Here is a 21,291-nt window from a genome sequence, read left to right as displayed (position 1 = left end):
CGCCGAGGAGTCCCCTTCCATGTCTCTCGCCTTCACCCGCCGCCACGCCGCCGCGGTCGTCACCGCCGCCCTCCTCCTGCCACTGGCCGCCTGCGGTGGCAACGACGACGCCGGGAAGGACGCCGACGCCGGATCCAGTGCGTCGGCCAGCGGCGCGCCCAAGGGGAAGCTGACCGTACTGGCCGCGGCCTCGCTGACCGATGTGTTCAAGACGGCGGGTGTCGCCTTCGAGAAGGAGAACCCGGGCACGAAGGTGACGTTCTCCTTCGCCGGATCGCAGGAGCTGGCCGCGCAGGTCGAGCAAGGCGCCCCCGCCGACGCGCTGGTCACCGCCGACACCAAGACCATGGACGGTCTGAAGGCCGACACCGGTGCCTCGACGATCATCGCCAAGAACCGGCTGGTGATCGCCACCGGTGAGGGCAACCCGGACAAGGTCGAGAACCTCAAGGATCTCGCCAACGCTGATCTGAAGGTCGTCCTGGCCGCGTCCGAGGTGCCGGTCGGCCGCTACAGCAGGCAGGTGCTGGACGCCCAGAAGATCAAGGTGAAGCCGGTCTCCGAGGAGCCGAACGTCCGTGCCGTACTGAGCAAGGTCGAGCTCGGCGAGGCCGACGCCGGCATCGTCTACAAGACGGACGCCGCCACCGCGACCGACAAGGTCGACGCGGTCGAGATCCCCGACGCGCAGAACGCCATCGCCGACTACCCGGCCGCCACGCTCAAGACGTCCACGAACTCCAGGACGGCCGAGGCGTTCGTGACGTGGCTCAGCGGCCCGGAGGCGCAGAAGATCCTCCGGGGCGCGGGATTCCAGAAGCCGTAAACGCGTCAAGGACCTTCTGGTCCGGGGGAGGGGGACTCGACGCACCGTCCTCCCCCGAACCCAGGGGCCCGGAAGCCATGTTGAGGACCCGATGAGGACCTGATGAGACGCATCCGTATCCGCACCCGCGGCCCCGGCGCTCCCGTCGCGCTGGTGGTACCCGCCGTGCTCGCGATCGCGTTTCTGCTGCTGCCGCTGATCGGCATCCTGGCCCGTACCTCCTGGGGCGAACTCGGCACGCATCTCACCAGCCCGGGCGTGGTCGAGGCGCTCCGGCTCTCTCTGCTGGTCTCGTTCTGGGCACTCGGGCTCTCGCTGCTGCTCGGGGTGCCGCTCGCATGGCTGCTGGCCCGGGTGCGGTTCCCCGGCAAGACGCTGGTGCGTTCGCTGGTCCTGCTGCCGATGGTGCTGCCGCCCACCGTCGGCGGTGTCGCGCTGTTGCTCGGGTTCGGCCGGCGCGGGCTGCTCGGGCCCTGGCTGGAGGACACGTTCGGTATCACGTTGCCCTTCCACACCTCGGGGGCCGTGGTCGCCGCGACCTTCGTCGCCATGCCGTTCCTGATCATCAGCCTCGAAGGCACACTCGCCGGACTGCGGCCCGCCTACGAGGAGACCGCCGCGTCGCTGGGCGCCTCGCCGGTACGGGTGTTCCTCACCGTCACCCTGCCCATGGTCGCCCCGGGTCTCGCCGCCGGAGCCGCGCTGACCTGGGCGCGCGCGCTCGGCGAGTTCGGTGCGACCATCACCTTCGCCGGCAACCTCCCCGGCACCACCCAGACGCTTCCGCTCCAGGTCTATCTGCTGCTCCAGGACTCACCGGAGGCCGCGACCTCGGTGTCGCTGCTACTGCTCGCCATCGCCATGGCCGTACTGATCGCCCTGCGCGGCCGCTGGACGGGCGGGACGGCCGACCGGTCCCCGGGCTCCGGCCGTAACCTCGTGCCGGACGACACGGAAGCGCCGACCGTCGATCCGGCAGGCGGCGCCCGTCCGTTGGGCGGTACCGCCCCGGATGCTGCCCCGGATGCCGGCAAGGGGCCGGTCGGCGGGGCTCCGGTGCCATCGGAGCGGTGGCGGCTGCACGCGGACGTCACCGGCTTCAACCGGCTCACCCTGGACGCCGGACCCGGCACCACCATCGCGGTCGTCGGGCCCAACGGGGCCGGCAAGACCACCCTCCTGCGCGCCCTCCTCGGACTGACCCCGCGCGCCCACGCCGAACTCCGCCTCGGCGACCTGGACGTCACCTCCCTGCCGCCGCACCGCCGCGGCGTCGCCTGGGTCCCGCAGAACGGCGCGCTCTTCCCGCATCTCAGCGCCCTCGCCAACACCGCGTACGGACTGCGCGCCCACGGTGTGCGGCGGGCCGAGGCGCGCCGCAGCGCCCAGGAGTGGCTCGACCGGCTCGGTGTCGGCCACCTCGCCCACCGCAAGCCGCACCAGGTCTCCGGCGGCCAGGCACAACGCGTCGCACTGGCCCGCGCGCTCGCGGCCCGGCCCCGGCTGCTGCTCCTGGACGAGCCCCTGGCCGCCCTCGACCAGACCACCCGGGCGCGGGTACGGCACACTCTGCGCGGCCACCTCGACGGCTTCGGCGGCGTCTGTCTGATCGTCACCCACGACCCGGTCGAGGCCGTCTCGCTGGCCGACCGGGTCCTCGTACTCGACGGCGGGCGGATGCTCCAGGACGCCCCGCCCACCGAGGTGACCCGCCACCCGCGCTCACCCTGGGTCGCCCGGATGCTCGGCCGTAACGCCTGGACCGGAACCTCCGGCCCGGACGGGCTCAGGCTCGCCGACGGCGGCCGGCTGGTCGTCGCGGAGCCGCCGGCCGACGGCGAGCGGGTGCTGGCGATCATCGCCCCGGAGGCCGTCTCCGTACACCTCGAACGGCCCGGCGGCAGCCCCCGCAACGTCTGGCGGGGAACGGTCCGTGAGATCACCGCCCTCGGCAGCCGGCTGCGCGTTCTGATCACCTCGGACGAGGCGCCCGATCTGATCGCCGAGATCACGCCCGGGGCCGCCGCCGAACTCGGCCTGGCCGAGGGCGTATCCGTCTGGACCAGTGTGAAAGCCACGGAAGTCACGCTCGTCCCCCTGTGAGACCCGCACCCGTCGGCGCGGCAGCACGTCGCCGACGCGATTCGGTCCGCCCGCCGGCCCGGGTCCCGCCGGTGCCACGGGCCTGACAGGGTGGGAACGTCGGCCGAGCGGGGGAGCGAACGATGTTGCTGCGTCAGCTGGAGTACCTGGTCGCGCTCGCCCGGGAGCGGCACTTCGCGCGCGGCGGCGGCCTGTTACGTGTCCCAGCCTTCGCTGTCCGCGGCGATACGCAAACTCGAACACGAACTGGACGTGCCCATCGTCCGGCGCGGACGCCGCTTCGCGGGATTGACCCCCGAAGGCGAACGCGTGCTGCTCTGGGCCCACCGCATCCTCGCCGAGCGCGACACGCATCTGCGCTCCCCCCGGCCGTCCGCCGGAACTTCCACCCGGCCGCCGGCCGGACCGCTCGCCCGGCCGACCGCAGGCGGGACCGCCCGCCGAGCCGCCCTCCGGCCGCGGACAGGTGTTCTCCATCCCGACATGGAAAGGTCATTTCGACCACCGGCACCGGCCCCGAGGACCGTGGAGGCAGCTTCCCGCGGCGCACCGTGCGGCTGGCGAGGCGATGGAAAGCAACGGATCATCGGAATGGGAGGCCGCCCGTCGGCGCGCGCCGGCGCCCCGCCCGTGTGTGCCGGCGCGGCCTCTCGACGGAAGCAACGGATGAGGAGCCGCAGTCATGGCAAAGGTGCTGTGTGTGCTGTACGACGACCCGGTCGACGGGTATCCGAAGTCCTACGCCCGCGACGGCCTTCCGCGCATCGACCACTACCCCGGCGGCCAGACCACCCCCTCCCCGAGCGGGATCGACTTCACGCCCGGACAGCTCCTCGGCAGTGTCTCCGGCGAACTGGGTCTGCGTGACTACCTGGAGTCCCAGGGGCACACCCTCGTCGTCACCTCCGACAAGGACGGGGACGGGTCGGTCTTCGACCGGGAGCTGGTGGACGCCGATGTGGTCATCTCCCAGCCGTTCTGGCCGGCCTATCTGACGGCCGAGCGCATCGCGAAGGCGAAGAATCTCAAGCTCGCCGTCACCGCGGGCATCGGCTCCGACCACGTCGACCTGGAAGCCGCCGTCGCCCACGGCATCACGGTCGCCGAGGTCACGTACTCCAACAGCATCAGCGTCGCCGAGCACGTGGTGATGATGACGCTGTCCTTGGTACGGAACTACCTGCCCTCGCACCAGTGGGTCCTCGACGGCGGCTGGAACATCGCGGACTGCGTCTCCCGTTCGTACGACCTGGAGGGCATGCAGGTCGGCACGGTCGCCGCGGGCCATATCGGCCTCGCCGTCCTGCGCCGCCTCGCGCCCTTCGACGTGGGGCTGCACTACACGGACCGCCACCGGCTCCCGGAGGCCGTCGAGCGGGAGCTGGGGCTGACCTGGCACGCGAGCACGGCCGAGATGGTCCCGCACTGCGACGTCGTCACCATCAACGTGCCCCTCCACCCCGAGACGGAGGGACTCTTCGACGACAAGCTGCTCGCCACCATGAAGCGCGGCGCCTACCTCATCAACACCGCCCGCGCGAAGATCGCCGACCGTGACGCCGTCGTGCGCGCCCTGCGCAGCGGACAGCTCGCTGGATACGCGGGTGACGTCTGGTACCCGCAGCCCGCGCCCGCCGACCACCCCTGGCGCACCATGCCCCACCACGGCATGACCCCGCACATCTCGGGCTCCTCGCTCGCGGCTCAGGCGCGTTATGCGGCGGGGACCCGGGAGATCCTGGAGTCGTTCTTCGCGGGCACCCCGATGCGCGACGAGTACCTGATCGTCGACAAGGGCGCGCTGGCCGGAGCGGGAGCACACTCCTACTCCGTCAGGACCACCTGACAGACACCCGGTACCGGGCCGAGCACCGCCCGCTCGGCGGCCCGGCACGCTACAACAGTCGTTCGTTTTCACGCTGTTTGACAGAGATTCAGCCGTTCCGGCCCCTGCTGGTGGCCGGGGCGGCTGTGTCATGTCCACCGGCACGTTCGGCAGACTGTGACGGTGTCCTCACTTCCTCACCAGGTACAACAAGGTTCCGCGGCGGGCCACATGGTCGTCTGCGGCGACGACACGCTGGCCCACCGGCTGGCGGGCGAGCTGCGCGACGTCTACGGCGAACAGGTCATGCTCGTCGTCCCGCCCGTACGCGCCCGCCGCCTCCCGGCGGCCCCGATCGCCGGACCGGGCAGAGCCTCCGCCTTCATCGGACGGATGTCCGCGGCCATGGCCCGTACGGCGACCCTCCCGCCGGGTCCGCAGGGCGAAGGGGCCGGGAGAACCGACCGGCCGCGCGTCATGGAGGCGCTGGATCTCGACGAGGACGTGCTGGTGGACGCCGGGGTGGGGGAGGCGGCCGCGCTCGCCCTCGTCCATGACGACGACGAGGTCAATATCCGGGCCGCGCTCGCCGCCCGCCGTCTCAATCCCCAACTCCGCCTGGTCATCAGGCTCTACAACCGCAGGCTCGGCCAGCATCTGGAGGAACTGCTCGATCAGGCCGCCACCCTCGCCGTCCCCGGTCTCGACTCGACCGACCTGGACGCCTCCACCACCGTCCTCTCGGACGCCGACACCGCGGCCCCCGCACTGGCCGCCACCGCCGTCGCCGGCACCAGCAAGGTGGTCAGGGCCGACGGCCTGATGCTGCGCGCCGTGGAGCGCAACCCGCCGGGACCCGGCGAGGTGGCCGATCCAGGGCTGTGCACCCTCGCTCTCCTCTCGGCCACCACCAACGACCCGGCGGGCGAGGAAGGGTCGGACAACAGCGGGCAGGACGGCCCCCGGCTGCTGCCCGCCGACGCCGACGCGGCCGCCGCCACCGGTCGGGGCACCGTGGTCCTGGAGGCCGTGTCCCACGCGGGACCCGACCTGCCGCCGAGCCTGCTCGCGGGCCGCGGGATCCCGCTGGCCTCACTGTTCTCCCGCCGGGTGCGGTGGTCGTTCGCCGGAATCATCACCGCCGTCATGGCGCTGGCCGTCACGTCCTGGCTCGTCACCGGCGTCCACCCGCTGGGCGCCGTCTACCTCACCCTGCTCGATCTCTTCGGCATAGGTGATCCGGCGGTCGGCGAACCCGCCGACCGGCAGATCCTCCAGCTCCTCTCCGGGGTCGCGGGACTCCTGCTGCTGCCCTTGGTGCTCGCGGCCGTCCTGGAGGCCCTCGGCACGTTCCGTACGGCATCGGCACTGCGTCGCCCTGCCCGCGGGCTGTCCGGCCATGTCGTACTGCTCGGACTCGGCAAGATCGGCAGCCGGGTGCTGGTGCGCCTGCGGGAGCTGGGCATCCCCGTGGTGTGCGTGGAGGAGGACCCGGAGGCGCGGGGGATCGCGCTCGCGCGCAGCCTGCGCGTGCCGACCGTGCTGGGCGACGTGACACAGGAGGGGGTGCTGGAGGCGGCCAAGATCCAGCGGGCGCACGCGCTGCTCGCCCTCACCAGCGTCGACACCACCAACCTCGAAGCCGCGCTGTACGCGCGCTCCCTCGCCCCCGGACTGCGGGTGGCCGTGCGGGTGTACGACGACGACTTCGCGACCGCCGTCTACCGCACCCTGCGCGCCGCGCATCCCGGGGCGCTCACCCGCAGCCGCAGCGTCTCCACTCTGGCGGCCCCGGCCTTCGCCATCGCCATGATGGGACGTCAGATCCTCGGCGCCATCCCGGTGGAGCGCAAGGTGCTGCTGGTCGTCGCCATCGACGTGGCGGGACACCCACGGCTGGAGGGGCGCACGATCGCCGAGGTGTTCCGTCCCGGCGCCTGGCGGATCATCGCGCTGGACACCGCGGACCCGGGAGAGCGGGTGCCCGATCTCGCGGACACCCGCCTGGACCATGAGGAGCAGCGGCCGGCGGGGCTCGTCTGGGATCTGCACCCCGGTTATGTGCTGCAGCCACAGGACCGGGTGGTACTGGCGGCCACGCGGCGGGGCGTCGCGGAACTGCTCGGCCGGCGGTCCGCTCCCGGGCCCCGCCGGGCGCCGGACCGACCGGTGCTGTGATCGGCGCAGGATACCGGGGATGCGGCCGGGGCGGGCGGGCGCGAGAATGGCGACCACCGGACGAATGAGGAGGCGGCATGAACGCACAGTCCGCTGCGCAGCCGGAACCCGAGAGCACGACCCCTGACCGGCTGCTGCACACCGGCGCCGGTGACACGGTGACGGCTGAAGACCTGGTGCTGGCCTCCGGCCGGGATCTCACCCCGAAGAACATCGAGTGGGCCCGTCGCCGGCTGGCCGAGCGGGGCCGCTCGGCCATCGAGGAGCAGCTGCCGTAGCCGTCCCGGAGCGCTCGCCGTGACGCGCCGCCCTCCGGCTTCCGGGCCGTGGCTCCCCGTGCGTCCGGCACGACGGGGCCAGGCATCCGCACGGTAGCTCCCGGCGCGCGTCCCGCTTCGCGGTTCCCGGCGCGTCTCGCCGCATCACGCGGCGGGGCGCGCTTCGCGTTGTGGTCACGGCGCCGGGGAACGGGCCGCCGAGGACCGGATCCGTAAGGGCACCTCCCGGCTCCGATCCGTAGCGCCACTCTTGGATCCGTAAGCTCACCTCATGTCCTCCCGCTCGACACCGAACTCCCTTACGCTCCCTCTCGATTGGCATGCCCAAGACATGTCCAGTGAGAGGAACAAGGGATATGGCAAAGCTCCTTCGCGCCACGGTGACGGCCGGCGCCGTCGCGGTACTCGCCTTCGTCACCACCCCGGTCCATGCCGCGGACACCGGCCGGCTCCCGTATCCCTCCACCACGGGTGTCGGTGTCCACAACGCGTACGAGAAGGCCACCTTCCCGTACTTCGCGGACGCACTGGACTCCGGTGCGGGGATGCTCGAACTCGACGTGTGGACCAATGTCTTCGGCGCCTCCTGGCGTGTGTCGCACGGCAATCCGGTCGGCAACGACAACAACTGCGCGAACGCGGCCAACGCGAGCCAACTGCGTACCAACGCGCAGAACCGCGACCTGGGCGGCTGCCTGGCCGACATCAGAACCTGGCACGACGCCAACCCGGGCCACCGTCCCATCGTTCTCAAGATCGAGCTGAAGGACGGGTTCCAGGGACAGGCGGGCCGCGGCCCGGCCGCTCTCGACGCCCTCCTCAACAGCAAGCTCGGCGACTCGCTCTACCGTCCGGCGGACCTGATGGGCAGTCACAACAACCTGGACGAGGCGGCCCAGGCCAACGCCTGGGCGACGCGCGCGCAGATGGCCGGGAAGTTCGTCGTCGAGCTGATACCCGGCACGGTGGAGGAGCAGAACCCGCTCGACACCTTCTGGACCGACCGGGAGTACTCCACCTATCTGCGTGACCTGAAAGCGGCGGGACGGCTGAGCGAGGCCGCCGCCTTCCCGGCCGTCCACGGCGTCGCGGCGGGCGACCCGCGCACCCGGTACACGGACGCGACGCTCAGGCCCTGGTTCGTCTTCTTCGACGGGGACGCCTCCGCCTACGCGGCCGAAGGGTTCGACACGGCCTGGTACGACCAGCGGCACTACTTCGTCCTGATGACCGACGCGCACAACGTGCCGCCCGCCATCGACGGCGTCAGCCCCACCGAGCAGCAGGCCCGCGACCGGCTGAACCTGCTGGCCGGGCGACACGCCAGCCTGATCTCGGCGGACTGGCACGGGCTGCCGACGGTGCTCTCGTCCGTCGTCCCGCGCGGGGCGGCCCAGTAGCCGCACAGCCGCGTACGTCCGGGACCGGCGCGGCCCGTCGGTCCCGGAGCCGCTCCCGGATCCCGTCCGGCCACGGTCCCGGATCCCGTCCGGTCCACGGTCCCGGATCCCGTCCAGGACCCCGCCTCGCCCACGTGCGTCCCCGGGGCGCCTCAGCCCTGCTGCTCCGCCTCCCGGCCGTGGGCCGCCAGCACCGTCCCGAGCGTGTCCGCCTCCTCCGCGCGCTTGTCCTCGCGGTAACGGATCACCCGGGCGAAGCGCAGCGTCACCCCCGCCGGATAGCGGGACGACCGCTGGAGCCCGTCGTAGGCGATCTCGACCACCAGTTCAGGACGTACGGTCACGGTGAAGCCGTCGTCCCGGACCGCCAGTTCCCGGAGCCGCTCGGTCTGCCACTCCAGCATCGTGTCCGTCAGCCCCTTGAAGGTCTTGCCGAGCATCACGAACGTGCCGTCCTCCCGCCGCGCGCCCAGATGCAGGTTGGACAGCCTGCCGGTGCGCCTGCCGTGGCCCCACTCGGCCGCCAGCACCACCAGATCCAGGGTGTGCACCGGCTTGACCTTCAGCCAGCCGGCGCCACGGCGGCCCGCGCTGTACGGGGTGTCGAGTGCTTTGACCACCACGCCCTCGTGCCCCCGGGCCAGCGTCTCCCGCAGGAAGGCCTCCGCCGCCTCGCCGTCCGTGCCGGCGCAGACGACGCGCCGTACCCGCATCGGCTCCGGCACCAGCCGCGCCAGCGCGTCGTGCCGCTCCGCGCACGGCAGGTCGAGCAGGTCCTCGCCGTCGGCGGCCAGGATGTCGAAGAAGACGGGGGACAGCGGTACGGCCGCCGCCGCGGACCGTACGTCCGTACGGGAGCCGACCCGGCCCGCCACCTCCTGGAACGGACGCGGCCTGCCTTCCTCGTCCAGCGCGATGACCTCCCCGTCCAGTACGAAACGGTCGCCGTCCAGTGCCCGCGCCACCGCCGTCACCTCGGGCAGCCGGTCCGTGATGTCGTCGAGCGTGCGGGTGAAGGTCCGTACCGTGGCTCCGTCCCGGTGCACCTGCACCCGGATACCGTCCAGCTTCTCCTCGACGGCGCACTCCCCGAGCCGGCCGACCGCCTCCGTGACGCCGCCGGCGCTCTGCGCGAGCATCGGCAGCACGGGCCGGCCCACGGTCAGCTGGAACTCCTCCAGCACCGCCGGGCCGTCGGCCAGCAGCCGCTCGGCCACCCGCTGCAAGGAACCCGCCAGCATCACCGCCCGTCGCACCGACGCGGCGGCGGCCCCCGAGGTCTCCGCGAGCGCCTCGACGGCGACGGCGTCCAGGGCACCCTGCCGTACCTCGCCGGAGATCAGCCCCACGAGGAAACGCTGCTCCTCCTCGGTGGCCGCGCCCAGCAGCTCCTGGACCAGCCGTCTGCGCTCGCCCTGCGCCCCGGGGCCCGCGACCGCCGCGAGAGCGGTGAAGGCGCCGTCCACCTCGTGCACGGTCAGCGTGGCCCGGTCCGCCGCCGGAGGCGGGTCCTTCAGCGCGTTCCAGCCCACCCCGATCCGGCCCTGGGGCAGCCGTCCGGCCAGATACGGAATGACGACGGGCACGTCCTGGGGGCCGGCCGTACGGAAGAGTCCGGCCAGCAGGGAGATCTTCCGGGACCGTGCCGACGTGGCGGAGACCTCCCGGGAGACATGGGCGAGCGGTGCCAGCAGCATGCTGCCATCGTGCAACGCCGGGCGAGGCTCCGCCCGTCCGGCGGCCGGAACCGGTCTGGAGCGGGCTCGCCCCCGGCGTTACCCTGACCCGTACCGGAAGCCGGTCACCGCCCTCGGCGGGAGATCCAACGGCGGACCGGACGCCGGACGTTGCCCGTATCCCCGTGCGGACGCTCCGGCAGCTGCCGCCCCGGTCCCATTTCTCCGGGCGACCGGCCCCGGCACTCGGCCCGCCCCGTACACACTGTGCGGCAGGACGGCCATACTGGACGGGCCGGGGGCGGGCGCAGCGAGAGGTGACGGGGGCGACAGCGGGCGATGGCGGACACCAGGCTGATCCAGGGCCGCTACCGGCTGCTCGATCTGATCGGGCGCGGGGGGATGGGCGAGGTGTGGCGGGCGTGCGACGAGTCGCTCGGCCGGTACGTCGCGGTCAAATGCCTCAAGCCACTGGGCCCGCAGCAGGACCAGTCCTTCACCCGGATCATCCAGGAGCGGTTCCGCCGTGAGGCGCGGGTCGCCGCGGCCCTCCAGCACCGGGGCGTCACCGTCGTCCACGACTTCGGCGAGGACGACGGCGTCCTCTATCTGGTCATGGAACTACTGGAAGGGCGCAACCTCAGCCAGCTGCTGGAGGACAACCAGCAGCGGCCGCTGCCGGTGGCCGATGTCGTCGACATCGCCGAGCAGATCTCGGACGCCCTCGCCTACACCCATGAACAGGGCATCGTCCACCGTGACCTGAAGCCCGCCAACATCATGCGGCTGACCGACGGCGCCGTGAAGATCTGCGACTTCGGCATCGCGCGCCTGGGCCGTGACGTCGGCCTCAGCTCGCGGCTCACCGGCACGGGCATCGCCATGGGCACCCCGCACTACATGTCGCCGGAGCAGATCGGCGGTGGCCAGGTCGACCACCGCAGCGACCTCTACTCGCTGGGGTGCGTGCTGTACGAGATCGCCACCGGCGTCCCGCCGTTCGACCTGGAGGACGCCTGGTCCATCCTGGTCGGCCACCGCGACACGGTCCCCGAGCCGCCGCGCCGGCACCGCTCCGAGCTACCCGACTTCTTCGACCGGATCGTCCTCGATCTGCTCGCCAAGACGCCCGAGGAGCGGCCCGACGACGCGGGGAGCCTCGTACGCCGGATCAGCGCCGCGCGCGGGGCCACGGGCCCGCACGCCCTTCCGGCTCACGCGCACCCGGCGCACGCCCGCCCCGCCCACGCGCGTCCGGCCCTCCCCGCGGCGGCCACGGGGCCGATGCCGCACCTCACCGGGGACTCCCCACTGCCGTCCTGGACCCGGGGCATGACCACCGGCCACAAGGCGACCGGCGTCGCCATCCCACGCCCCGAGGCGCCCGACCACACCGCGGCCCTGACCGGCGAGTGGACCGGAGCGACGGACCCGAACGCCCTCGCGGGGACGTCGTCGGCCTCCGCGCCGCCCACACCGACGCAGGAGCAGCTCGCCGTGCTCACCAGCAGACACAACGCCGGGCTGAGCCTCGGCAGGCTGGGCCGCTGGGAGGAGGCGGGCGAGGTGCACCGCGCGGTCGCCGCGGAACGCGCGCACGCCCTGGGAGCCGACCATCCGGACACCCTCGGCAGCCGGTACGAAGTCGGCTTCAGCCTGGGCAGGACCGGGCGGACGACGGAGGCGCTGCGGGAGTTCACGCGGGTCGCGGAGGGCCGCGAGCGCGTCCTCGGCACGGACCATCCGGACACGCTCGCCGCCCGTCAGGAGATGGCGTACGTGCTGGGGGAGCTCGGCCGGCACTTCGAGGCGCATCAGGTGTTCGCGGCGGTGCTCGCCTCCCGGGAGCGCACGATGGGACTCGACCATCCGGACACCCTGCGCTGCCGCCACAACCTGGCGTACAACCTCAGTCGGCTGGGGCGTATCGAGGACGCGTACGAACTCGCCCGCGAGGTCGCCGCGGCCCGCTCCCGGGTGCTCGGCCCCGGCCACCCCGACACGCTGGTCACGCAGTACGAAGTGGCTTACGCGCTCGGCCGGCTGGGCCGCTGGACGGAGGCGCTGGGCGTCTACCGCGAGGTCGTGGCGGCCCGCTCCCAGGCGCTGGGGGCCGACCACCCGGACACGCTCGCCGCGCGGTACGAGGTCGGGATCAGCCTGGGGAGGCTCGGCCGCAGCACGGAGGCGCTGGAGCTGTACCGCGGCCTCGTGGGCGACCGCACCCGGGTCCAGGGACCGCTGCACCCCGAGACCCTGCGGGCCCGGCACGGCCTCGGCGTCAACCTCGGCCGGCTCTCCCGGTGGGAGGAGGCGCTGGCGGAGGCCCGTGACGTGTGCGCGGTACGGGAACGGGTCCTCGGCGCCGACCACCCCGACACCCTCGTCAGCCGCCGGGAGATCGCCGTGGGCCTGGGCTGGCTGGGCCGCTGGCCGGAAGCCCTGTCGCTCTACGGTCAGGTCGCCGAGACCCGCGACCGGGTGCTCGGCCCGGGCCACCCGGACGCCCTGGCCAGCCGCAACGACGAGGCGCACTGTCTGGAACGGCTGGGCAGGGGAGCGGAGGCGGCGGAGCTGTACCGCCAGGTGGCGGCGGTGCACGGGCAGGCGGAGGCGCGCGGCCACTGACGGCGCGGCCACTGACGGAGGGCCGCGCGTGAGGCGCGCCCCTCGGGAGAATCCGGACGAGGCCCCCGGGGAGGCTCCGGGCGTGTCCGGCCTCCGGTCCGCTGCTCTGGGCACCCGGCCCCTGGCCTCGCGATCATCCGCGTGTTACCAAGAGCCATGCCCGCACATGTCTCGTACGACGTCGTCATCGTCGGTGGTGGCCACAACGGCCTGGTCGCCGCCGCCTACCTCGCTCGCGCCGGGCGCTCCGTTCTGGTGCTGGAGCGCCTCGGGAACACCGGGGGCGCGGCCGTCTCCAGCCGTCCCTTCGCGGGGGTGGACGCCCGGCTCTCCCGCTACTCGTACCTGGTGTCCCTGCTGCCGGAGAAGATCGTGCGGGAGCTGGGGCTGCGCTTCGCCGTGCGCAAGCGGACCGTGTCCTCGTACACCCCGCGGGGGAGCGGCGGACTGCTGGTGGGCGAGGGGCGCTCGCGTGAGTCCTTCGCGGCGCTGACCGGCGGCGAGCGGGAGTACGCGGCCTGGCAGGACTTCTACGGGATGACCGGGCGCGTCGCCGGACGGATCTTCCCCACCCTCACCGAACCGCTGCCCACCGCTGAGGAACTGCGCGCGCGGATCGACGACGAGACGGCCTGGCGGACGCTCTTCGAGGAGCCGATCGGCGTCGCCGTCGAGGAGCGATTCCGCCACGACCTCGTCCGAGGAGTGGTGCTCACCGACGCCCTGATCGGTACCTTCGCCGACGCCCACGATCCGTCACTCGTACAGAACCGCTGCTTCCTCTACCACGTGATCGGCGGTGGCACCGGGGACTGGGACGTGCCGATGGGCGGGATGGGCGCGCTCACCGACGCGCTGGCCGACGCCGCGCGGTCGGCGGGAGCGGAGATCGTCACCGGGCACGAGGTGACCCGGATCGACACCGACGGCACGCGGGCCGAGGTGCTGTTCCGTACCGGTGACGCGGGTGACGCCGGCGAGTCGGGCCGTTCGGCCGACGGGGGCGGTACGGGGACCAGGACGGTGGCTGCCCGTCAGGTCCTGGTGAACGCGTCACCCCAGGCCCTCGCGGCCCTCCTCGGCGAGGAGCCGCCCCCCGCTGCCGAGGGTGCCCAGCTCAAGGTCAATATGCTGCTGCGCAGGCTGCCCCGGCTGCGGGACGAGTCCGTCGACCCCCGGGAGGCCTTCGCCGGAACGTTCCATATCGCGGAAGGCTACGAGCAGTTGGCCACGGCCTACCGTGAGGCGGCCGCCGGACGGCTGCCGGCCGCCCCGCCGTCCGAGATCTACTGCCACTCCCTCACCGACCCGTCGATCCTCGGTCCCGGGCTCGCCGAGCAGGGGTACCAGACGCTCACCCTGTTCGGACTGCACACCCCCGCGCGGCTGTTCGCGCGGGACAACGACGCCGTACGAGCGGAACTGCTCGCCGCGACCCTCGCCCAGCTGGACGAGCGGCTCGCGGAGCCGATCGCCGACTGTCTCGCGCTGGACGAGGACGGCCGTCCCTGTATCGAGGCGAAGACACCGCTCGACCTCGAACGCGACCTGCGGCTGCCCGGCGGCCACATCTTCCACCGCGACCTGTCCTTCCCGTACGCGGCCGAGGGGACCGGCCGCTGGGGTGTGGAGACGGCGCACGCGAATGTGCTGCTGTGCGGTGCGGGCGCCGTCCGCGGCGGCGGGGTCAGCGGGGTGCCGGGCCACAACGCCGCGATGGCGGCCCTGGGCCACTGAGTACGGCGCCGGTCATCGGCGAGGCTGGGGCGGCCGTGGCGTCAGTCAGCCGACGCGGTCCACCCGACCGCCTCGATACGAGCCGCGTCGCTGGGCCGCGTCTCGTCGAAGACCGTACGGTCACCGTCGTCGACCCGCAGCCCGTCCACGTACGCGCCTCGCCCGACGTACAGCCGGTCCGTCGTGTACCGCCAGCGCACCCGCACCTCGCCGCCGCGCCAGGCCGTGAGGTCCGCGCTCATCCGGTGCCAGGCCCGCCCCGACCAGCCCGTGGCCGAGCCCGCCGCATGCGCCCGCGGTTCCGCTCCCGCCCGTACGGTCGTGAAGGGCACCGGCTGCCAGCTCTTCCCCGCGTCGGCCGACACCTCCAGGAACAGCGCGTCCGAACCGGGCTCGGTGTCCCACCAGAGGGAACAGCGCAGCCGCCCGTGGGCCGAGGCCGTCGTGAACGGAGGCAGGGTGAGCGTGGCCGTCGCGGCGCTCGCCATGCCGGAGAACCAGGCGGTCCGGCCTTGCGCGGGCCGGACCGCGACGGCACGCGCCAGCCGGTTCGCCGTCGCGACACGCGGCGCGCTGCCCGAGCGCCAAGCACGCACCGGATGAACGGAGTTGCCCAGGACCACGAGGAACGAGTCGGTCGTCGGGTCGAGGACGAGGCTGGTGCCGGTGAAGCCGGTGTGGCCCGCCGTGCCCGGGGTGGCCATGGCGCCCATGTACCAGTGCTGGTAGAGCTCGAAGCCCAGGCCGTGGGCGTCACCGGGGAAGCCGGTGTTGAAGTCGGTGAACATCAGCTCCACGGACTCCGGGCGCAGGACGCGCGCCCGGCCGTACGCGCCGCCGTTGAGGAGCGTACGGGCGAGGACCGCGAGGTCCCAGGCGCAGGAGAAGACACCGGCATGGCCGGCCACCCCGCCGAAGCCGAACGCGTTCTCGTCGTGCACCTCGCCCCACACCAGGCCCCGTTCGAGGCCGGACCACGGGGCTCGCGCGTCCTCGGTGGCGGCGATCTTCGGTTTCCAGGAGGCGGGCGGGTTGTAGCGCGTGCGGTGCATCCCGAGGGGAACGGTGATCTCGTCGCGGAGCAGCGTGTCCAGCGGGTGACCGGTGATCTTTTCCAGGATCAGCTGGAGGGAGATCAGATTGAGGTCGGAGTAGAGATAGACGGTGCCCGGCGGGTTCGCCGGCGCCTCGTTCCACAGCAGTTGGAGCTTGCCCTCCCGGGTCGGTGCCGTGTAGAGCGCGATCCAGGGGCGGAAGCCGGAGGTGTGCGTCAGCAGGTGGCGCACCGTGATGTCCTGCTTGCCCGCACGCCCGAACTCCGGCAGATACGTGGTGACTCTCGCCTCCAGCTCCAGCGCGCCGCGCTCGATCTGCTGGACGGCGAGGACCGAGGTGAACAGCTTGGAGACGGAAGCGAGGTCGAAGACGGTGTCCTCGGCCATCGCGATCTGCCGCCCGGCCGGGAGTTCCACGCCGGTGTCGGTCTTCTCGTCGTACGCCGAGTAGCGCACGGCCTTGCCGATCGGCCGGTGCAGGGCCACCGTCCCGCCCCGCCCCGCGAGCAGCACGGCGCCCGCGTACCAGGGGTGGGTGGGGGAGGGGCCGAGGAAGGCCGTCGCGTCGCCGACGAGCCGCTCCAGCTCACCGGGAAGCAGCCCGGCGCGCTCGGCGGAGCCGCGCCGCAGTGTCGTCCTTCCGGAGCCGGAGCCGGAGTTGTGGTCGGAGCGGGTGTTGTCGTGGCCGTGGTCCGTGGGCGTCGCCGGGCCGCCGCCCGCCTCCGATCCGGCCGCCGCCGCGCGGGCCCGGCCCTCGGCGAAGGGGAGCGGCGCCACCGCCAGAGCCCCTCCCAGGGCCAGCACTCCACCGCCCAGCCCGCGTCTGCTGATCCCGCCGCCCGCAGCGTTCTCCGTCATGGGGAAGCCTCTCCTGAAAGTGTCGTCCGGGTGTCTTCAGGGCTCTCGATCGACAGCTGAAACCTGTCCGTGGAAGAGGGCGTTGTCAACCGTGCCGCCCTGCGCCGACCCGTTGTGGCCCCGCGCCGACCCGTGTGGCCCCGCGCGCGTACCCCCGCCACCTCTGGCAGCGTGGGCCGCATGACGAAGAGCACCGGGATCAGGTCACTGGCGTCCCAGTGGACCGTGGTGGTGCCCCTGCTCGCGGTGGTCGCACTGGTGCTCAGCTGGGGGCGTGAGCTGCCGGGTTTCGCGGTCGCGCTGGTGGCCCTCTGTCTCGCGGGCGCGGTGCTCGCCGCCGTGCACCACGCCGAGGTCGTCGCGCACCGGGTGGGGGAGCCGTTCGGTTCGCTCGTCCTCGCCGTCGCGGTCACCGTCATCGAAGTGGCGCTCATCGTCACGCTGATGGTCGACGGCGGCGGCAAGACGGCCTCGCTCGCCCGTGACACCGTCTTCGCCGCCGTCATGATCACCTGCAACGGGATCGTCGGCCTGTGCCTGCTGGTCGGCGCGATCCGGAGCCGGGTCGCCGTGTTCAACGCCGAGGGCACGGGCGCCGCGCTCGCCACCGTTGCCACACTGGCCACCCTCACCCTCGTGTTCCCGACCTTCACCACCAGCGAGCCGGGCCCCCGGTTCTCCCCGGCGCAGCTGGGCTTCGCCGCGGTCGCCTCGCTCGCCCTGTACGGCCTGTTCGTCGCCGTACAGACCGTGCGCCACCGTGACTACTTCCTGCCCGTCACCCAGAAGGGCGAGGTGCGGGAGGAGGACTCGCACGCCCCGCTGCCCGGCCGCCGTGAGACCACCCTGAGCCTGGTGATGCTCCTCGTGGCGCTGATCGCGGTCGTCGGGGACGCCAAAGCGGTGTCTCCCACCATCGAGTCGGGGGTGGAATCGGCCGGACTGCCGCAGGCAGTCGTCGGTGTCGTCATCGCCCTTCTGGTGCTGCTGCCCGAGACGCTCGCCGCCGTACGGGCGGCCCGCCGCGAGCGGGTGCAGACGAGCCTCAACCTGGCGCTCGGCTCCGCGATGGCGAGCATCGGACTGACGATCCCCGCCATCGCGCTCGCCATGATCTGGCTGGACGGACCGCTGGTGCTCGGGCTGAACGCCACCTATATGGTGCTGCTCGCCCTGACCGTGGTCGTGGGCGCGCTGACCGTGGCGCCCGGACGGGCCACGCTTCTCCAGGGCGGGGTCCATCTGGTGATCTTCACCGCGTTCGTGTTTCTCGCCATCAGCCCCTGACGCCTTTCTCGTCATCAGTCCCTGACGTCACGATCAGTCCCTGAGCCAGGGCCCGGCCGACCGGTCGAGATCCACGTACGCGTCACGCGCGGCGCGTACGGAGGTCCACGATCCGTTTGATCTTCCCCACGGAGCGCTCCAGGGTCTCCGGGTCGACGATCTCCACCCGCACCGAGACCCCCACCCCGTCCTTGACGGCCGCCGCGATCGCCCGCGCCGCGTCCGCCCGTTGCTCCGTGCCGGTCTCCGCGCGGGCCTCGGCCCGTACGGTCAGCGCGTCCATCCGGCCCTCGTGGGTCAGGCACAGCTGGAAGTGCGGGGCGACCCCCGGTGTACGGAGCACGATCTCCTCGATCTGGGTCGGGAAGAGGTTCACCCCACGCAGGATCACCATGTCGTCGGTGCGTCCCGTCACCTTCTCCATCCGCCGGAAGACCCGGGCCGTGCCGGGCAGCAGCCGGGTCAGATCGCGGGTCCGGTAGCGGATCACCGGCATGGCCTCCTTGGTGAGCGAGGTGAAGACCAACTCGCCCTCCTCACCCTCCGGCAGCACCTCGCCGGTGAACGGATCGACCACCTCCGGATAGAAGTGGTCCTCCCAGATGTGCAGGCCGTCCTTGGTCTCCACACACTCCTGCGACACACCCGGGCCCATCACCTCCGACAGCCCGTAGATGTCGACCGCGTCGATCGCGAACCGCTCCTCGATCTCCCGCCGCATCTCCTCCGTCCAGGGCTCGGCGCCGAAGATCCCCACCTGGAGGGAGGTGGTACGGGGATCGACGCCCTGGCGCTCGAACTCGTCCAGCAGCGTCAGCATGTACGAGGGCGTCACCATGATGATCTCGGGGCGGAAGTCCTGGATCAGCTGGACCTGGCGGGCGGTCATGCCCCCGGAGGCGGGGATCACGGTGCAGCCGAGCCGTTCGGCCCCGTAATGCGCGCCGAGGCCGCCGGTGAAGAGCCCGTAGCCGTAGGCCACATGGACCGTGTGCCCGGGGCGTCCGCCGGCCGCGCGGATCGAACGGGCCACCACATCGGCCCAGGTGTCCAGATCTCGCTGCGTATAGCCGACGACGGTCGGTCGGCCCGTGGTACCGCTGGAGGCGTGCACGCGCCGTACCTCGGACTGTTCGACGGCGAACATCCCGAACGGATAGTTGTCCCGGAGATCGGCCTTGCTGGTGAACGGGAAGCGCCCCAGGTCGGCAAGCGAGCGGCAGTCCTCAGGACGCAGCCCGGCCGCGTCGAAGGCCTGCCGGTAGAAGCCGACGTTCTGGTAGGCGTGGGCGAGCGTGGCCCGCAGCCGCTCCAGCTGTAGTACGGCCAGTTCCTCGCGGCCGAGCTGTTCCGCCGCGTCCAGCAGAGGTGTCATGGGCGCTCTCTCCCCGGTCACTCAGGCATCGACATCGTCGACATCATGGACATCTGATCAACCGATCATTCGGTTGATCGCCCCGGGATCAGTAATTCAGGAGCGTCGCCGAGCGTCAAGAGAAAGGAACAGGCGGATGAGGAAGCAGGGGGAGCGGGCGCCGAAGCAGGTGCTGCCCATGGAGAGCCGTCCGGCTCTCCGTACGCTCAGTGTCCCGACTTGTGGAGGAGACCCATGCATCCGACTCCGACCGTACGCCGACGGATCATCGCCGCGACGGTGACGACGGCGGTGACCGCCCTGATCATGGGCACGGGCACAGTGACCGCCACCGCCGCGTCCGCCGTATCCGCTGTTCCCGTCGCCACCGCCGCGCCCGTCGAGCGCTCCGGCCCGTCCGGGCACGCCGGTCCGTACGCGCGTCTGGGCCCGGTCGCCGAACTCTCCGCGCGGCGCCTCGCCACCGCCGACCTTGTCGCGGCGGCGAAATGGGGTACGGACAGCCCGATCGACGATCCCGCCCGTGAGCAGCAGGTCCTGGACACGGTCGCGCGGCTGGCCACGGAGCTGGGAGCCGATCCGGCGGCGACGGTACGGATCTTCCGGGACCAGATCGAGGCGAACAAGGACGTGCAGCGCGCGCTGCACCGCCGTTGGGACGCGGACGCCTCCCAGGCCCCGACCGAGCGCCCGGACCTCGCCGAGGTGCGCGCCGAGATCAACCGTCTCAACGACGGGATCGTACGGGCGATCGCGGGCTCGGCCCGGGACCGTACCGCGCCCTACTGCGGTGTCGTGCTGCTGACCTCGGCCGCCCGGGTGGGCCGTGAAATGTCGCTGGACGCCGTGCATATGACCGCACTGGCGCGCTCGCTGAACTCGGTCTGCGAACCGGAGGCCCTCCCTCGCGGCCTGTCCGGGACCGGCGACGGTCGATAGGCTGGCCCGGGACGACGCAGCGGGAGGAGCAGGACGTGGCTGAGACCACCACCACCGAGAATCCGCTATTGGGCTGGGACAAGCCGGACCTCGATCTGAGCAACGCGGACTGGCAGTCGGGCAGCCAGGGCAGAGGTGATGTGCAGATCGCCTTCGTCGAGGGCTTTATCGCCATGCGCAACAGCGGCCGGCCGGAAAGCCCGTCGCTGATCTTCAGTCCGGCCGAGTGGCGGGCCTTCGTGATCAACGCGCGCGACGGGGAGTTCGACCTCACCTGAACCGGCCGGTGCACGGAACGCGCCGGGGTACGGAACAGGCCGGGCGCGGACGCCGGGCGCGCGGCGCGGCCTGCGGCCCCCGGCCCGCCCTGCGGCACACCCCGACGGGTCGGAGGGCGGGCCGCCGGCCCCTCCCGGCGCGCTCCGTGGCCGGGCGCGAGCGATGCGAACCGCGCCGCGTCAACGGCACTTTGCCGACCGTGGCGCCCGCACCCCGGAACACCCTCCACCCGGCTCCGAGGAAGTGGCGCGAACACGTACCATGGTGGGATGTCCTTTCTCCGCCGCCGCAGCGCCGCCACACCCGCGGGCCCGGACTTCGATGTCCTGGCCATGGACCCGGGTGACTGGCCCGGCAATCTGGGTGCCGGGCTGCTGCCCGCCCCCGACGGCAGCTGCCAGGGCGTCTTCCTCCGGTACGACCTGTTCGGCGGCCGCGGCCCCGCGATGATCATCGGCAACCTGCCGGAGGGCTCCCCGGCCAGGGAACTGGTGGACGGACAGATCCCCTTCGAGGTGGCGCAACTTCTCCTGGCGTTGGAGAACGAGGAGCCCGTCGAGGTCGTGGACAGCGAGGACATCCCGGTGATGCAGGGCGACAACCTGCTGATCGTCCGCCGCCTCAAGCTCTCCGAAAGCCGTATCTCCTGCGTGCAGTTCGACCGCAGCGACAATGTGCTGGTCACCATCGCCAGCTGGGACCGGCCGATCACCGACGACCTCTACGCGCTCCTGAAGCCGCTGCCCGCCGAACTGTTCCAGCAGGGCTGAGACGGCCGTACCCGACAGGACAGCGACCGGTCCCATGGATCGGCCGCTGTATTCGTCATGTCTCTTGCCGGTTGAGT

15 protein-coding genes and 1 pseudogene are annotated in these 21,291 nt (G+C 72.3%); 13 read left to right on the top strand and 3 right to left on the bottom strand.

Annotation, left to right across the window (positions count from 1 at the left end; translation table 11 throughout):
- Positions 1 to 19: 19 nt before the first annotated feature.
- The 7 genes and pseudogenes from modA to ACIQD6_RS31180 all read left to right on the top strand — a co-directional run bounded on the left by modA (position 20) and on the right by ACIQD6_RS31180 (position 8,610).
- Entirely contained in the window at positions 20 to 826 is an 807-nt protein-coding gene (modA, locus tag ACIQD6_RS31210; RefSeq protein WP_401888973.1) for a molybdate ABC transporter substrate-binding protein, read from the top strand.
- Between the two features lie 102 nt (positions 827 to 928).
- A complete protein-coding gene (locus ACIQD6_RS31205) occupies positions 929 to 2,929 on the top strand; it encodes an ABC transporter permease (RefSeq protein WP_401888970.1) in 2,001 nt (666 codons plus the stop codon).
- Between the two features lie 122 nt (positions 2,930 to 3,051).
- A pseudogene (locus ACIQD6_RS31200) lies at positions 3,052 to 3,277 on the top strand (LysR family transcriptional regulator); the annotation flags it as partial.
- A gap of 334 nt (positions 3,278 to 3,611) precedes the next feature.
- On the top strand, positions 3,612 to 4,775 hold the full coding sequence (locus ACIQD6_RS31195) for an NAD-dependent formate dehydrogenase (RefSeq protein ID WP_401888967.1): 1,164 nt from the start codon (positions 3,612 to 3,614) through the stop codon (positions 4,773 to 4,775).
- 210 nt (positions 4,776 to 4,985) lie between these two features.
- Positions 4,986 to 6,932 carry an NAD-binding protein gene (locus tag ACIQD6_RS31190; RefSeq protein WP_401889263.1) on the top strand — a complete coding sequence of 649 codons (1,947 nt, stop codon included), beginning with the start codon at positions 4,986 to 4,988 and terminating at the stop codon, positions 6,930 to 6,932.
- A gap of 77 nt (positions 6,933 to 7,009) precedes the next feature.
- Positions 7,010 to 7,210, top strand: coding sequence for a hypothetical protein (locus ACIQD6_RS31185; protein ID WP_401888964.1), 201 nt, complete (start codon positions 7,010 to 7,012; stop codon positions 7,208 to 7,210).
- Between the two features lie 356 nt (positions 7,211 to 7,566).
- Entirely contained in the window at positions 7,567 to 8,610 is a 1,044-nt protein-coding gene (locus ACIQD6_RS31180; protein WP_401888961.1) for a phosphatidylinositol-specific phospholipase C domain-containing protein, read from the top strand.
- Between the two features lie 152 nt (positions 8,611 to 8,762).
- On the opposite strand, the gene ACIQD6_RS31175 is transcribed toward ACIQD6_RS31180, so the two are convergent.
- The gene (locus ACIQD6_RS31175; RefSeq protein WP_401888958.1) at positions 8,763 to 10,307 is read right to left on the bottom strand and encodes an ATP-dependent DNA ligase; all 1,545 of its coding nucleotides are present in this window, start codon (positions 10,305 to 10,307) and stop codon (positions 8,763 to 8,765) included.
- A gap of 318 nt (positions 10,308 to 10,625) precedes the next feature.
- On the opposite strand from ACIQD6_RS31175, the gene ACIQD6_RS31170 reads away from it, so the two are divergent.
- Both ACIQD6_RS31170 and ACIQD6_RS31165 read left to right on the top strand, forming a co-directional pair.
- A complete protein-coding gene (locus ACIQD6_RS31170) occupies positions 10,626 to 12,914 on the top strand; it encodes a tetratricopeptide repeat protein (protein ID WP_401888955.1) in 2,289 nt (762 codons plus the stop codon).
- 156 nt (positions 12,915 to 13,070) lie between these two features.
- Positions 13,071 to 14,651 (top strand): phytoene desaturase family protein, encoded by a 1,581-nt coding sequence (locus ACIQD6_RS31165; protein ID WP_401888953.1) that lies wholly within the window; start codon positions 13,071 to 13,073, stop codon positions 14,649 to 14,651.
- Positions 14,652 to 14,692: 41 nt separating this feature from the next.
- Here the strand turns inward: ACIQD6_RS31165 and ACIQD6_RS31160 are convergent, their stop codons facing one another.
- On the bottom strand, positions 14,693 to 16,564 hold the full coding sequence (locus tag ACIQD6_RS31160) for a serine hydrolase (protein WP_401888950.1): 1,872 nt from the start codon (positions 16,562 to 16,564) through the stop codon (positions 14,693 to 14,695).
- A gap of 180 nt (positions 16,565 to 16,744) precedes the next feature.
- Between ACIQD6_RS31160 and ACIQD6_RS31155 the strand changes: the two genes are divergently transcribed.
- The gene (locus ACIQD6_RS31155; RefSeq protein ID WP_401888948.1) at positions 16,745 to 17,851 is read left to right on the top strand and encodes a calcium:proton antiporter; all 1,107 of its coding nucleotides are present in this window, start codon (positions 16,745 to 16,747) and stop codon (positions 17,849 to 17,851) included.
- A gap of 82 nt (positions 17,852 to 17,933) precedes the next feature.
- Here the strand turns inward: ACIQD6_RS31155 and paaK are convergent, their stop codons facing one another.
- Positions 17,934 to 19,226, bottom strand: coding sequence for a phenylacetate--CoA ligase PaaK (gene paaK / locus ACIQD6_RS31150; protein WP_401888946.1), 1,293 nt, complete (start codon positions 19,224 to 19,226; stop codon positions 17,934 to 17,936).
- A gap of 234 nt (positions 19,227 to 19,460) precedes the next feature.
- On the opposite strand from paaK, the gene aroQ reads away from it, so the two are divergent.
- The 3 genes from aroQ to ACIQD6_RS31135 all read left to right on the top strand — a co-directional run bounded on the left by aroQ (position 19,461) and on the right by ACIQD6_RS31135 (position 21,214).
- Positions 19,461 to 20,165: a gamma subclass chorismate mutase AroQ gene (gene aroQ / locus ACIQD6_RS31145; protein WP_401888943.1), complete on the top strand. Its 705-nt coding sequence runs from the start codon at positions 19,461 to 19,463 to the stop codon at positions 20,163 to 20,165.
- Between the two features lie 35 nt (positions 20,166 to 20,200).
- Positions 20,201 to 20,443, top strand: coding sequence for a DUF397 domain-containing protein (locus ACIQD6_RS31140; RefSeq protein ID WP_401888941.1), 243 nt, complete (start codon positions 20,201 to 20,203; stop codon positions 20,441 to 20,443).
- A 270-nt stretch (positions 20,444 to 20,713) separates the two neighbouring features.
- Positions 20,714 to 21,214 carry a hypothetical protein gene (locus ACIQD6_RS31135; protein ID WP_401888938.1) on the top strand — a complete coding sequence of 167 codons (501 nt, stop codon included), beginning with the start codon at positions 20,714 to 20,716 and terminating at the stop codon, positions 21,212 to 21,214.
- The last annotated feature ends 77 nt before the right edge of the window (positions 21,215 to 21,291 follow it).

This window comes from Streptomyces sp. NPDC088400 (assembly GCF_044753355.1).
Lineage (GTDB): Bacteria > Actinomycetota > Actinomycetes > Streptomycetales > Streptomycetaceae > Streptomyces.
The sequence above is the reverse complement of the archived record's forward strand: the minus strand, read 5'-3'. Positions and strand labels throughout refer to the sequence as shown.

Coding starts and splice junctions, on each gene's coding strand:
- modA (WP_401888973.1), top strand. CDS start 20: ATGTCTCTCGCCTTCACCCGCCGCCACGCCGCCGCGGTCGTCACCGCC.
- ACIQD6_RS31205 (WP_401888970.1), top strand. CDS start 929: ATGAGACGCATCCGTATCCGCACCCGCGGCCCCGGCGCTCCCGTCGCG.
- ACIQD6_RS31195 (WP_401888967.1), top strand. CDS start 3,612: ATGGCAAAGGTGCTGTGTGTGCTGTACGACGACCCGGTCGACGGGTAT.
- ACIQD6_RS31190 (WP_401889263.1), top strand. CDS start 4,986: ATGGTCGTCTGCGGCGACGACACGCTGGCCCACCGGCTGGCGGGCGAG.
- ACIQD6_RS31185 (WP_401888964.1), top strand. CDS start 7,010: ATGAACGCACAGTCCGCTGCGCAGCCGGAACCCGAGAGCACGACCCCT.
- ACIQD6_RS31180 (WP_401888961.1), top strand. CDS start 7,567: ATGGCAAAGCTCCTTCGCGCCACGGTGACGGCCGGCGCCGTCGCGGTA.
- ACIQD6_RS31175 (WP_401888958.1), bottom strand. CDS start 10,307: ATGCTGCTGGCACCGCTCGCCCATGTCTCCCGGGAGGTCTCCGCCACG.
- ACIQD6_RS31170 (WP_401888955.1), top strand. CDS start 10,626: ATGGCGGACACCAGGCTGATCCAGGGCCGCTACCGGCTGCTCGATCTG.
- ACIQD6_RS31165 (WP_401888953.1), top strand. CDS start 13,071: ATGCCCGCACATGTCTCGTACGACGTCGTCATCGTCGGTGGTGGCCAC.
- ACIQD6_RS31160 (WP_401888950.1), bottom strand. CDS start 16,564: ATGACGGAGAACGCTGCGGGCGGCGGGATCAGCAGACGCGGGCTGGGC.
- ACIQD6_RS31155 (WP_401888948.1), top strand. CDS start 16,745: ATGACGAAGAGCACCGGGATCAGGTCACTGGCGTCCCAGTGGACCGTG.
- paaK (WP_401888946.1), bottom strand. CDS start 19,226: ATGACACCTCTGCTGGACGCGGCGGAACAGCTCGGCCGCGAGGAACTG.
- aroQ (WP_401888943.1), top strand. CDS start 19,461: ATGCATCCGACTCCGACCGTACGCCGACGGATCATCGCCGCGACGGTG.
- ACIQD6_RS31135 (WP_401888938.1), top strand. CDS start 20,714: ATGTCCTTTCTCCGCCGCCGCAGCGCCGCCACACCCGCGGGCCCGGAC.